The organism is Rhodococcus spelaei (assembly GCF_006704125.1).
Taxonomy (GTDB): Bacteria; Actinomycetota; Actinomycetes; order Mycobacteriales; family Mycobacteriaceae; genus Rhodococcus_G; species Rhodococcus_G spelaei.
The window spans coordinates 42,612-55,525 of record NZ_VIGH01000009.1 but is presented as its reverse complement, the minus strand read 5'-3'; the positions used below and the strand labels follow the sequence as shown (position 1 = coordinate 55,525).

At 72.0% G+C, this 12,914-nt stretch carries 11 protein-coding genes; 5 read left to right on the top strand and 6 right to left on the bottom strand.

Annotated features, from left to right (window positions below; translation table 11 throughout):
- Positions 1-41: 41 nt before the first annotated feature.
- The 3 genes from FK531_RS18810 to imuA' all read right to left on the bottom strand — a co-directional run bounded on the left by FK531_RS18810 (position 42) and on the right by imuA' (position 4,743).
- The gene (locus tag FK531_RS18810) at positions 42-2,117 is read right to left on the bottom strand and encodes a heavy metal translocating P-type ATPase (RefSeq protein ID WP_246098278.1); all 2,076 of its coding nucleotides are present in this window, start codon (positions 2,115-2,117) and stop codon (positions 42-44) included.
- 161 nt (positions 2,118-2,278) lie between these two features.
- Positions 2,279-3,877, bottom strand: coding sequence for a DNA polymerase Y family protein (locus tag FK531_RS18805; RefSeq protein ID WP_142102100.1), 1,599 nt, complete (start codon positions 3,875-3,877; stop codon positions 2,279-2,281).
- Positions 3,874-4,743 (bottom strand): DnaE2-dependent mutagenesis accessory factor ImuA', encoded by an 870-nt coding sequence (gene imuA' / locus FK531_RS18800; protein WP_494338133.1) that lies wholly within the window; start codon positions 4,741-4,743, stop codon positions 3,874-3,876. The genes FK531_RS18805 and imuA' overlap by 4 nt, the downstream gene beginning before the upstream one ends.
- Positions 4,744-4,934: 191 nt before the next feature.
- Here imuA' and FK531_RS18795 point away from each other — a divergent pair, with 191 nt between their 5' ends.
- Positions 4,935-6,113 (top strand): serine/threonine-protein kinase, encoded by a 1,179-nt coding sequence (locus FK531_RS18795; RefSeq protein ID WP_142102098.1) that lies wholly within the window; start codon positions 4,935-4,937, stop codon positions 6,111-6,113.
- 80 nt (positions 6,114-6,193) lie between these two features.
- On the opposite strand, the gene FK531_RS18790 is transcribed toward FK531_RS18795, so the two are convergent.
- Entirely contained in the window at positions 6,194-6,868 is a 675-nt protein-coding gene (locus FK531_RS18790; protein ID WP_142102096.1) for a response regulator, read from the bottom strand.
- Positions 6,865-8,205 carry an ATP-binding protein gene (locus tag FK531_RS18785; RefSeq protein ID WP_246098265.1) on the bottom strand — a complete coding sequence of 447 codons (1,341 nt, stop codon included), beginning with the start codon at positions 8,203-8,205 and terminating at the stop codon, positions 6,865-6,867. The genes FK531_RS18790 and FK531_RS18785 overlap by 4 nt, the downstream gene beginning before the upstream one ends.
- A gap of 131 nt (positions 8,206-8,336) precedes the next feature.
- On the opposite strand from FK531_RS18785, the gene FK531_RS18780 reads away from it, so the two are divergent.
- Genes FK531_RS18780 through FK531_RS18770 form a run of 3 tightly spaced genes read left to right on the top strand, consistent with a single transcriptional unit; the run spans position 8,337 to position 10,832 of the window.
- Positions 8,337-9,674 (top strand): PspC domain-containing protein, encoded by a 1,338-nt coding sequence (locus tag FK531_RS18780; RefSeq protein ID WP_142102092.1) that lies wholly within the window; start codon positions 8,337-8,339, stop codon positions 9,672-9,674.
- A complete protein-coding gene (locus FK531_RS18775; RefSeq protein ID WP_181763028.1) occupies positions 9,667-9,882 on the top strand; it encodes a hypothetical protein in 216 nt (71 codons plus the stop codon). The genes FK531_RS18780 and FK531_RS18775 overlap by 8 nt, the downstream gene beginning before the upstream one ends.
- A complete protein-coding gene (locus FK531_RS18770; protein ID WP_181763027.1) occupies positions 9,882-10,832 on the top strand; it encodes an aminoglycoside phosphotransferase family protein in 951 nt (316 codons plus the stop codon). The genes FK531_RS18775 and FK531_RS18770 overlap by 1 nt, the downstream gene beginning before the upstream one ends.
- Here the strand turns inward: FK531_RS18770 and FK531_RS18765 are convergent.
- The gene (locus tag FK531_RS18765; protein ID WP_181763026.1) at positions 10,796-11,335 is read right to left on the bottom strand and encodes a sigma factor-like helix-turn-helix DNA-binding protein; all 540 of its coding nucleotides are present in this window, start codon (positions 11,333-11,335) and stop codon (positions 10,796-10,798) included. The two genes, FK531_RS18770 and FK531_RS18765, sit on opposite strands and share 37 nt — an antisense overlap.
- A 136-nt stretch (positions 11,336-11,471) precedes the next feature.
- On the opposite strand from FK531_RS18765, the gene FK531_RS18760 reads away from it, so the two are divergent.
- The gene (locus FK531_RS18760) at positions 11,472-12,875 is read left to right on the top strand and encodes an alpha/beta hydrolase (protein WP_246098264.1); all 1,404 of its coding nucleotides are present in this window, start codon (positions 11,472-11,474) and stop codon (positions 12,873-12,875) included.
- Positions 12,876-12,914: the final 39 nt, after the last annotated feature.

The following is a 12,914-nucleotide window of genomic DNA, read 5'->3' as shown; positions in this document are numbered from 1 at the left end:
CAGAACCGTCCTTCGGGACCTACGCATTCCCGCCAGCCAGGTTAGCCACCCGACCCCCCGAGGATCGCGTCGGGCCGCAGGTCGAGCCGCCGAAGCAACTGGGCGTTGACGGCCACCACCACGGTGGACGCGGACATCAGCAGGGCGCCGACCTCCATCGGGAGGGTGAATCCCCACGGCGCGAGGACCCCCGCGGCGAGCGGCACCGCGATGGCGTTGTAGCCGGCGGCCCAGCTGAGGTTCTGCACCATCTTCCGGTAGGCGGCCCGGGACAGTTCGATCACCGACAGCACCGAGCGGGGGTCGTCGCTGGCGAGGACCACCCCGGCCGACGCGATCGCGACGTCGGTGCCCGCGCCGATCGCGATGCCGACGTCGGCCTGGGCCAGTGCGGGCGCGTCGTTGACACCGTCGCCGACCATGGCCACCGCCGCGCCCGCGGACTGCAGGGCCTTGACCTTGGCGCCCTTGTCCTGCGGCAACACTCCGGCGAAGACCTCGTCTGCCACCTCCCCCACCTCTCCGCTCGCCCCGATCCCGAGACTGCGGGCGACCGACTGTGCGACGGCTTCCTCGTCGCCGGTGATCATCGCGACGGTGACGCCGCGCGCATGCAGGGCGTCGATCGCCTGCTTCGACTCCGGCCGGATCTCGTCGGCGAGGGCGAGCGCCCCGACCACCCGGTCGTCGCGGATCACGTGCAGCACCGTCGATCCTCGGCCGGCCCAGTCCTCCGTCTGCGCGAGCGCGGTCAGCCGGTGGTCGGCGAGCATGCCCGGGCCGCCGACACTGACCCGCGCCCCGTCGACCTCTGCGGTCACCCCGACGCCGCCCAGGGCATGGAAGCCGGAGGCCGTGGGTACGGCTGCCCCGCGATGTCGGGCGGCCTCGACGACGGCCCTGCCGAGCGGATGCTCGCTGTCACCCTCGACCGCGGCGGCCAGCGCGACCACCTCGTCCTCGGTGTGCCCGGTGGTCGCCGCGACCGCGACGACGGCCGGCTCACCCTTGGTCAGGGTGCCGGTCTTGTCGAACAGGACGGCGTCGACGGTGCGCATCGTCTCGAGCGCACGACGGTCGGTGACGAGCACGCCGGCGCGGGCCGCGCGTTCGGTGGCGATGGACACCACCAGGGGAATCGCCAGGCCGAGCGCGTGTGGGCAGGCGATGACGAGCACGGTGATGGTGCGGGTGACCGCGTCCTCGGGGGTGCCCAGGAGCAGCCAGGCGAGCGCCGTCAGCACGGCGGCGCCGAGGGCGAACCAGAACAGCCAGCCCGCGGCCCGGTCGGCGAGAACCTGTGCGCGCGAGGACGAGTTCTGCGCCTCGGCGACCAGACGCCGGATCCCGGCGAGCGCGGTGTCCTCCCCGACCGCGGTGATCCGCACCCGCAGCGCCGAGTCGGTGGTGACGGTGCCCGCGACCACCCGGTCGCCGGGTGCCCGCCGCACGGCCAGGGACTCGCCGGTGATCATCGACTCGTCGACGTCGGCGACTCCCTCGACGATGGTGCCGTCCGCGGGGACGCGGCCACCGGGCCGGACGATGACGAGGTCGCCGGCCACCAGGTCCGAAATCGGTACGGTCACTGCATCTTCCGTGCCACCGCTGGCGTCGAGCCGCTCGGCCTCGTCCGGTAGCAGCGCGGCCAGCGACTCGAGCGCGCTGGATGCCTGGCCGAGCGAACGCATCTCGATCCAGTGCCCGAGCAGCATGATCACGACGAGAAGTGCCAGCTCCCACCAGAAGTCGAGTTCGTGACTGAGGATGCCGAGGCTCGCGCCCCAGGACGAGACGAAGGCGACCGTGATCGCCAACGCGATGAGCAGCATCATGCCGGGCTGACGGGCCCGGATCTCCGAGACCGCACCGGCGAGGAAGGGCCTGCCGCCCCAGAGGTACATCACCGTGCCGAGCAGTGGGGAGATCCAGGTGACGGGACCGTCGTGGGGCAGCGTGTACCCGACCAGGTCGGCGAACATCACGTTGGCGAGCACCACCGGCACAGCGACGGCGAGCATGATCCAGAACAGTCGCCGGAACTGGGCGGCGTGGTCGCCGTGGCCGGCATGCTCAGAATGATCCTGACCGGGATGCTCGTGGCCGGCGGGGTGCATCTCGCCGTGGTCCGAATGCTCGCCGTGCGGCGGCCCGAGTTGCGAGTCACCGCCACGGGGCCGATGGTCGAGGTGGTCGGTGCGTGTTCCTCGCTCGGAGGTCATGAGCCGAGGGTATACCCCCAGTGGGTATGTCGCAACGGCTGCCGGACCGCCGCGACTCACTCGTAGACTCCCTCGACATTCCACCCGGACCCGCCGAAGACCAGCAGCAGCGCTCGCGGCTCGACGCCGCCGGGGTCTCGATCACGCCCCCGCGCGAGCAGCACCTGGGCGCGCGCCGACCGCCTCGCCTCCGCCGGATCCCACCACCGCTCGTCCACCGGCCATGGCCCCGCCCAGCCGGACAGCTCCCAACTCCTCGTGCCCCACCGCAGCCTCGCCGGCGGGGCCGTGAACGCACCGCGGGCGGTGACCGCCACCGCCGCACCCGCCGCATCCTCGAGCGTCACCGGCGGCCGGCCGGGCAGCACCGCCGAGGGAGCGGGCTCGGGCAGCCGGCCCGGCCAGGGCGCCGACGGATCCGACTCCGGTACCAGTTCGTCGCCGAGCGGCAGCAGGGTGACCCGCTCCCCCGGCCCCCTGCCCCCACTGAGCACGCCGACGCGCACCGCATCGCCGCCGAGCAGCCCCTGGACCCGGACCAGCGCCCGCCTGGCTCGCTCGTCCTCTGCGCCGACCCCGCCCCACAGCCCCAACTGCAACGCCCCGGCCGCCACCACCTCCACCGGCTCGAGTCGCAGCACCTCGATCCCCGCCGTCGGCCGGGACTCGCTGCGACCACTGAGCCAGCCGTCCAACTGCCAGCGCACCCGGTCCGCCGTACCCTCCGGGGTGAGCGGTTCCGCGCACCGCCAGGTACGCGAAAGATGTTCCCCGTTCCCGGTACTGGCGTGCACCAGCAGTCGAGTGCACGCGACCGAGGCCGCGGACAGCTTGACGTGCAACCGCTCCGCGAGCGCCCGTCCGGCGAAGGCTGCCGCGTCCACCCGCTCCACCGGCGGGTCACACCGTTGCTGCACCTCGAGATCCGGCGGCAGCGACCGAGCCGACGGCGGTCGCTCCGGCTCGCCCCGGGCACTGCGGTGCGCCGCCACGGCATCGGTCCCGAACCGGGACGCCACCGCCACCGGGGTCAGGGCCGCGAAGTCTCCCACGGTGCGCAGCCCGAGCCGGTGCAGCAGGTCCACCAGTTCGACGCGCTCGGCGGCTGCCAGGCTCGGTTCGGCAGCCAGTTCCGCCACCGGCAGCGGAGCCAGGAACCTGGCGCCGCCACCGGGCGGGACCAGCGCCGCTCGACGGGCCGCGATCACCGCGGTGGACAGCTCGTCCGCCGCCCCGACCTGACATTCCACCCCGGCCGCCGAGGCCTCGTCGACGAGGCGTTCCGCGGCGGATTCCTCGGAACCGAAGTAGCGACTGACCCCCCTGGCGGCGAGCACCAGCAGCCCGGGGCGCAGCACCTCCACCCCGGGAGCCACCGCGTCGATCGCCGCAGCCACCGGCTCGAACATCCGGGCGTCGCGAGCGGGGTCCGCGGCGAAGACCCGCAGTCGCGGGCATCGGCCCTGCGCCTCCCGCTTGCGCAGTCCCCGTCGCACCCCTTCGGCTCGGGCGGTCGCCGAACACGCGACAACCCGATTGCCCGACGTCACCGCCACCGGCTCGGTCGGGGGCAGGTCCGCACCCGCCGCGGCCGCGATCGCGGGCCAGTCGGGACACCACAGCGCCACCACCCGCGAGGCCGGACCGGCGGTCATGCCACACCGCTGCTGCGGGCGAGCGCACCCTCGTGCTCGCCCGACCCGAGATCCCGGGCGGGCATGTCCGGCAGCCACTCCACACGACTGCCTACCGGCCGCACGTCGAGCCGCGCAGTGCGCCGCTGGAACGCCCGGCCTTCTGCGCTGACCGCGAGCCGCAGCCCACGCAACCGGCCACGCCCCAGCTCCGGCCCGCACCCCAGCCCGTCGTAGTCCCGGACCGCGGCCTCCAGCCTGACCTCCGCGCCACCCCAGTGCCCGTCCGTCACCACCAGCGTCGACCCCTTGCTGCGGGCCCGCGCCACCACAGCCCGCGCCCGCGAAGGCGGTACCGCGAGCCCGCCGAGCCCCAGCACCACCATGTCGATGCCGTCGAGGAGGACCGCCGCCACCTCCACCGGGTCCGGTCCCGGGTCCGGGATCAGCGCCAGCCGGCCGAGTTCGGCCCCCATCTCGATGGCCGAGAGCAGACCGAGCCGGGGCAGTCCGATCACCGCCGCATGCCCGCCGGACTCCGTCACCGACGCGAGCAGACCCAGCAGCAGTGAGCCGGCACCGGACACCGAGACCACAGTGCCCCGCGCCAGCCCGCCGCGGGGCAGCAGCGACGCCAGCGCGGGCGGCACCGGGAGAACCTGTCTGCCGTCTCCGGACAAGTCGCCACCGGGCTCGGGGCCGGGGCGAGGCGCCACCGCCTCGCCGCGGGCGGGCACCGCCGCCATCCGGCGGCGGAGCTGGTCGAGCCGCTCCTGCCGAGACAGCCCGGCCAGGCCGGCATCCGGGGAGACTCCACCGCCTTCTGTGCCCACAGCTTCTGTGCCCACGAAATCTGTGCCCACGACCTCGGGCGCGACACTCGTCACCACGGCCTCCCTCCACCCGGCACGTGGCCGGTCGATCATCCGCGGGGAAGGCGCGGCACGACTAACAGAACTCGAACACATATTCGAACTCTTTCCAGTAAAGCCGCTGCCGGGACCCTCGTCAAGGTGTCGCCGATCGCAGTGCACGGCGCACCAGAAGGGCCTGAACGTGCGTCCACTACCCTCACGGTGTGGCGGAGCAGGAGCAGCGAATCGTCGGACCGGACTACCTGGTGGCGGGCCGCTATCGGCTGCGCTCCAAACTCGGCGGCGGCGGCATGGGATCGGTCTGGCTCGCCCACGACACCCTGCTCGACCGCGAGGTCGCGATCAAGCAGGTCGTCTCCACCGCGGGCCTCACCGAGGAGGCCGCCCAGGAGATCCGCGCCCGGGCCATGCGCGAGGGGCGGATCGCGGCCCGACTGTCGCACGACCACGCCATTGCCATGTACGACGTGGCACTCGAGGGCGGCGAGCCCTGGCTGGTCATGGAGTACCTGCCCTCACGCAGCCTCGCCCAGGCCCTCAACGTCACCGAGGCCCTGCCCCCACTGCAGGTCGCCCAGATCGGCGCGCAGGTCGCCGACGCACTCTCGGAGGCGCACGCCGCGGGCATCGTGCACCGCGACATCAAGCCCGGCAACATCCTGATCGCCGACCGCGGACGCGGCGCCGGGACCGTCAAGATCAGCGACTTCGGCATCTCCCGCGCGAAGGGCGACGCGCAGCTCACCCGGACCGGCGTGATCACCGGCACCCCAGCATATTTCGCCCCGGAGGTGGCCCGCGGCGACGATCCCACCGAGGCCTCGGACGTGTTCTCCCTCGGCGCCACGCTGTACACCGCGACCGAGGGCCAGCCGCCGTTCGGCATCGACGAGAACACCATCGCCCTGCTGCACAAGGTCGCCAAGGCGGAGATCATGCGTCCGGTGCACAGCGGCGACCTCACCGACGTGCTGCTGCACCTGCTCGAGCCGGATCCGGCGCGTCGGCCGACCATGGCGCAGGCCCGGGACCTGTTGGCCCAGGTCGCCGCCGGGGCCGGCGGCAGCGTCAGTTACGTACTCGACACCCCACTGCGCGGCGCCGACGGAACCGTCCCGTTCTGGGCTCGCCGCTCCGCGACCAGCGGTCCGGTGCGGGCGAACCGGTTGCCCACCAGCACGATCACCGGCCTGCCCGCCGCACAGAACAGTGTCCCGCTGCAGAGCGTGCCCCGGCCCGGACCGCGGATCCCGGTCGCCCCGCCGATCGAGCCGCGGCCTGCGCCCACGCCGCACTCGGCCGTCCCACTGGCCGTCGCGATCGTGCTGCTGTTCGTCGCGATCGCCGTCGTGGTGGTCGTCGTTCTCATGATCGCGTCGTGAAACACGCCCCGTGTCAACGTAATTCGTAGCCGGTCCGAGCGTCGACGTGCGCCTTCTCGAGCTGCCGCCCCGGCGGACCGTCACTCGATCTGACGTCGATGCGCCCAGCGGGTCAACGCATTCCGGTTGGACTGCTGGGTCTTTCGCAGCACGTTCGACGCGTGCGTCTCGACCGTCTTCACCGAGATCACCAGGTTCTCCGCGATCTCCCGGTAGGTGTAGCCGCGCGCGAGCAGTCGGAGCACCTCGAGTTCGCGCGGGGTCAACGAGTCCAGTTCCGGATCGAGCGGCGGTTCCGGGGCTGCGGAGCGACCGGTGAACGAGTCCAGCACGAAACCCGCCAGCCGCGGGCCGAACACGGCGTCGCCGCCCGCGACGCGCCGCACCCCGTCGGCCAGTTCCGACCCCGAGATGGTCTTGGTGACGTAGCCCCGCGCACCCGCCCTGATCACGGCGATGACGTCCTCCGCCGCGTCGGACACGCTCAGCGCCAAGCACACCGGGCCCGGCTCGATCCCGCCGAGCACCGCGACGCCGCCGCCGTCCGGCATGTGCACGTCCAGGAGCACGACGTCGGGTGTGGACGCATTGATCCCCGCGATGGCGTCGGCGACCCCGCCCGCCTCGCCGACCACCTCGATGTCGGGTTCGGAACCGAGTTCGGCTCGCACCCCCGACCGGAACACGGCATGGTCGTCGACGAGAAAGACTCGAAACGCGGTGGGACCCGTCGCGGGGGTTCCGGGCGTTGTCACCTGGACTGCTCCTTCGGTTCGGCTGCTGGGTGCTCGGCGGACGCTGGTCGGGTCGACTCGGACTCGCTCTCGGGTTCGGCGACCTCGTCTGCACCGTGACCGTTGCCGCCCAACGGTATCCGGATCCGGATCTCCGTCCCGCGTCCGGGCGCGGACTGCACCTCGACCTGCCCGCCGCGGCGCTCGACCCGGGCCCGGATCGACTTGGCCAGTCCCTGCCGGTCCGCGGGCACCGCGGCCAGGTCGAAGCCCGTGCCGCGGTCCCGGACGAAGACGTTCACCTCCCGCGGGTCCGCCTCGGCGAACAGGTCCACGTTCGTCTCTCCCGAATGCTTCGCGGCGTTGACGAGGGCCTCGCGGGTCGCGCCGAGCAGCGCGGTGAAGGCCTCCTTGGACAGCCCGCAGTCCGGCTCGTCGAGGCGCACGTCGCCGACGGTCACCGGCCGCACGGTGATGCAGTGCTGGTCCTCGACCTCGCCCGCGATGGTGCGCAACGCCTCCGCCAGGCTCGCGTGCGCGGCGTCCCCGCCGCCGAAGAGCCACTTGCGCAGTTCGCGTTCCTGGCTGCGCGCCAACCGCACGACCTCCTGCGGGCGGTCGGCCTGCTTCTGGATCAGAGCCAGGGTCTGCAACACCGAATCGTGCAGGTGCGAGGCGATCTCCTCGCGCTCGTCGTTGCGGATGCGCGCCGCGCGTTCCTCGCCGAGGGCCCGCCACATCCGGAGCCACAGCGGCACGGTCAGCAGGCCGGCGCCGATCAGCGTGACGATCACCGCGAGCAGCGATGACCGCAGTGCCTCGAGGTCGACCCGGGCCAGCACGACCACACCGAGGCCGAACACGATCAGCGTCACCCCGCCCAGCACCCGGGCCCAGGTCAGCACGGTGGGTCGCTGCGGCAACCCGAGCGCCGAGCGCGGGCCGTCGTCGTCGTACTCCCGCCACACCAGCGCCGCCCCGACCGCAACCACGATGACCGGCGCGATCACCGAGGCGGCCGTGCCGCTCACCAGCCACGCCAGTCCGGTCGACAGCGCGAGCCCGATCACCGCCAGTCCCAGTGCTCGTCGGCGTTCGGCGGGGCTGGGCCGCGCGGTGTCGGAGCCGGGAGGTGTGAAGATCCACAGCAGTCCGTACGCCACGATGCCGATGCCGGTCAGTGCCGACAGGATCACGAATGCCACCCGCACCTTGGTCACGTCGACACCGAGGTGGTCGGCGAGGCCGCCGGCGACACCACCGATCACCCGACCACCGACGCGGCGTTCGAGACGGGGCTGGGACACCTCCCCCGTGTTGTTGACCTGAGGGGGGACGGCATGCGGGACCGGCTGCACACCACGATGGTGGCACGAGCGCACGTCGCCGCGCATCAGGGCAGACCCTGATCCACCCGGGCGACCGGGGGTTCGGAAAGATCAGGGTTTGTCCCGATGTGGCGGCGGGCCACGCCCGCCACGATGGTGGCATGAGCAATCCGAGCTTCCCCGATCAGCTGCAGGAGCTGTGGCGCACCAGGCCGGTGCGGTTGCCCCACCGGGGGCCGCTGGCAGGCGTCGCAGCGGGCATCGCCCATCGATACGACGTCGACCCGGTGCTGGTTCGGGTCGCGTTCGCGGTCTCGACGATCTTCGGCGGTGTGGGGATCGTCCTCTACCTCGCCTGCTGGCTGCTGCTGCCGCAGGCAGGCGACCAGGTTTCCGCCGCCGAATCGATGTTCGGGCGCGGGCACAGCTCCGAGTCCGGCACCAAGAAGGTGGTGCTGGCGGTGGCGCTGGTCATCGCGATGAGCACCCTCGGCCCGGTCGGTGTCGGTCTCGGCGGCTCCGGTCTGATCAGTCTCGCGTTGATGCTCGGCGGACTGTGGCTGCTGCATCAACGCCGACCGGTGCCGCCCCCGCTGCCCGCCGGCGTCGACGTCGGCTTCGCATATCCGACCCAGCCGACCGGCTACCCGGGCACGGTCACCCCGGCCGCCGAGTACGGCGGGTTCACCACACCCGGCGTGTACGCGACGCTGCCGAAGACCTACGAGCCGGCGCCGACCGTGACCGCACAGACCGCGGCACCGTCCGCCGACACGGTCTCGGACGCCGCCGCGCCCACCGACCCCGTGCCCACCGATTCCGCTGCGCAGCCGCCGTCGTGGGATCCGCTGGGCGTCGCCCCCTTCGCCTGGGACCTGCCCGAGCCGGCGCCGGCGACCGTGCCCGCGATCGTGGCGCGGCCGAAGTCCCGGCTCACCTCGACCGTGCTCGGCGTCGCGATCATCGCCTCGGCCGCCACCTGGGGGGTCAGTGCGGCGAGTGGTGCGCAATGGTTGTCCCCCGGCCGAATCGGGGCCGTCGCGCTCGCGGTGATCGGCATCGGACTGATTGTCGGGGCGTTCCTGCGCCGCGGCTACGGCCTCCTGGTGGTGACCGGACCGCTGATCGGATTCGTCATGCTGGCCTCGCTGATCGGGCCGGTGGACTGGAACAGTCAGCAGGTCGGAAGCCGTACCTTCGCGCCGGCCAGCGCCGCCGAACTCCAGTCCTCCTACTCCGGGCAGCTCGGCGACTTCACCCTCGACCTGCGTTCGGTGCAGCTCACCGAGAACAAGACCGTCGACATCACCTCGGGGGTAGGCAGTTTCACGGTCCTGGTCCCGCCGAACATGAACGTCGAGAACCACTGCTCGATTGCCATCGGCGACGTGTCGTGCCTGGCTGACGGACTCAGCCTGGGTACGGACGGCGCGAACAAACCGGTACTGACCCTCAACATGACCGGCAAGGTCGGAGATATGCAGGTGCATCGTGGCTGACAACAACGACCTCGGCGACAAGACGAGCCGGCGCCCGTCCGCGCTGCTGCTGCTCAGCGGACTGACCGCGCTGCTGATCAGCGCCTGGGCGATCATCGGGCCCGACCGGTTCAGCGCGTTCGGCGGCGCCGAGTTCCGGTGGATCTTCGTCATCGTGGCAGTAGTGGTCGGAGTGATCCTGGTGTTCGCCCCCGGACGTCGAAAGTAGTGCCGCCGCTGCCGATACCGGCCGTCCCGGAGTCCTACCGGGCCCGAGTCCGGTCCTACGCACCGGATGCCGACGAGTGGCTGGGACTGCTGCCGGACCTGACCTCCCGCTATCTCGACGAGTGGCAGCTGACGGTGGACGGCGCCGAGTTCAGGCACGGCTACGTCGCGGTGGTGCTGGCGGTCCGGCTCGCCGACCGCACCCCCGCGGCGCTCAAGATGTCGTATCCGGCACCGGAATCCGCCACAGAACGCGCCGCCCTGTCGAGGTGGGACGGTCGTGGCGCGGTACGAATGCTCCGGTCGGCGACGGAGCACCAGGTGCTACTGCTCGAACGCCTGGACGCCGACCGCAGTCTGGCCGACGTGCGGGTGGCTCAGGCGATCCACGAGTGGGGCGAACTGATGCGGGAGCTGTCGGTGCCTGCTCCCGTGGGCGACCACGCATTCGACACCCTCACCGAGCTGGCGCGCCGCTGGACGCACGAGCTGCCCGACCGGTGGCGCCGACTCGGAAAGCCTTGTCCTTCATGGCTGATCGAGCAGGCCGTCTCGGTGTGCCGCCTGCCCCCCGGACCTCAGGTGTTGGTGCACACGGATCTGCACTACGAGAACGTGCTGGCCCACGGCGACGGGTGGCGGGCCATCGACCCCAAACCGATGCTGGCCGTACCCGAGTTCGCGGTCGCGCCGATGCTCTGGAATCGACTGGCAGAACTCGACGGCCACGGCGCGGGCGGGTTGCGGGCCCGCTGCGACGCGCTGGCCGACTCCGCCGGACTGAGCCGCGACCTGTCCCGACGGTGGTCGGTGGCCCGTGAGGTCGAGAACTACCTCGACTATCTCGGGGACGGCGCACACGGGGACGCGGCCCGCTCGCTGTGGGTTGCCCGCGCGTTGTGCGGACGCGAGGACTACGCGGTGGACCCCGCCGAGTTGTCCGCGCCCTGAGTGGTTCCGGCCGCGTCGCCGCGGAGCGCCGTGACCGCACGATGCTGCTCGACTCGAACCCGTCCGGCGGTGATTCCCAGCGCGACGGCGGTCTGCTCCACGCTCAACCCGACCGCGAGGCGCAACGTCAACACCTCACGTCCACGACGCGAAATACCGTCCAGCACATCCGAAGCACCCGGGCGTAACCCCTGGAGGTGCTGGACGGTCGCCTCGTAGGCGACGCGGAGCGGTGACATCCCCCGTCGCTCCGCTCGCCTGGGCCCACGAGCGGCCACGACGGCAGCCGCCACCGCGGGGCACAGGCCCGCGGCGAGGTCGTCCGAACCGCTCCCCCGGCCGAACTCGGCACGGCACAGTCGCGTCACCAGTGGCAGGAGGAGCGCGACCAGTCGGGCGGTCGCGTCCCGGTCCCCGGCAGCCGCCGCGGTTGCGGCGCCGTCCAGTTCGTCGTAGTCGGTGGGCGCTGTGTCGGCGGCCGCCGTGCGTACCGCATGGCTCATCGTCGTCCTCCTCTCGCGCGCGATCTCGTCGAATCGGTACTCGTCACTCATTGAACTCCGCCAACCTGGGCGTCGGCTGGCAGAAAGTTGTCGATCCACACAGCGACCTCACAGGCAATGCCCGCAGACTGGCCGCGTGAATTTCAATGCCACCGGAAGCTATCACCACGGTGTGTCACTGCTCGGCGGTTGGCTGCCACTGACCGCCGAGATCGTCACCGTCGCGGCCGTGATCGCGGTCGTCGGTTGGCGCAGCGCCCGCTGGCGGCTGCTCTGGGTGCCGGTCTGCGTCGCGGTCGGCACGCTGGGCGCACTGATCGCGCACTGGTACATGGATTCGCAGGGCCTGTCCTCCGATCCGGCCCCCGGCGCATTGTGGATCTGGGTGGCCGTATTCGTGGCCGCGGTAGCGCTGGCGGTGATCGGCTGGCGGGGCAGTCGGTGGTGGCGCCGCGGCCTGTCGGTGATCGCGATACCGCTGAGCCTGCTGTGCGTCGGACTGGTGCTCAACCAGTGGGTCGGCTACTACCCGACCGTCGCGGCCGCCTGGGGCGCAGTCACCTCGGGTCCACTGCCGGATCAGGTGTCCGCCGACGAACTGCCGGGGCTGCGCGGCACCTCGATGTCCACGGGAAAGGTGGTGCCCGTGGACATTCCGGACACCTCGAGCGGCTTCGCCCACCGCACCGAGTACGTCTACCTGCCGCCCTCCTGGTTCGCCGGCCCAACCCCGCCCACCCTGCCCGCCGCGATGATGATCGCCGGCGAGTTCAACACCCCCGCCGACTGGATGCGCAGCGGCAACATCACGACGACGGTGGACGCCTACGCGAACAGCCACGGCGGCCAGGCACCGATCCTGGTGTTCGTCGATGCAGGCGGCAGCTTCAACAACGACACCGAATGCGTCGACGGCCCCCGCGGAAACTCGGCCGACCATCTCACCGCAGACGTCCGGCCGTACGTGGTGTCGACCTTCGGCGCCTCCGCGAGCCCCTCGAACTGGGGCGTCATCGGCTGGTCGATGGGCGGCACCTGCGCCGTCGACCTCACGGTGATGCACCCGGACCTGTTCGGCAGCTTCGTCGACATCGCGGGCGACCTCGGACCGACGTCCGGGACCAAGGAGCAGACCGTCGACCGGCTGTACGGCGGAAACTCCGCGCAGTGGGCCAGGTTCGACCCGACCACCGTCATGGCCGCGCACGGCCCCTACACCGGGGTATCCGGACTGTTCGAGGACACCTCGGCCTCACCGCGGCGGGGCAACGCGGCGCACACCGCCGACCCGGGGCAGGCCGGCAACCGACCGCCCCCGTCCGACACCGCGGGCAGCGGGTACGGCGGACGCGACGGCACCCCGGACAACGACGAGAAGGGTGCCGCCGATGCCTTGTGCGCGGCCGCGACCGCCCAGCAGGTGAGCTGCGCGGTACACACCGGAGCGGGCGGGCACACCTGGCAGTTCGCCGCCCAGGCGTTCAACGACGGCCTGCCGTGGCTGGCCACCAGGATCGGGGTGCCGGGCGCGGCTGCGTAACCACCGTCATCCCGACCTGGGATGTCGGCGAGGACGTGC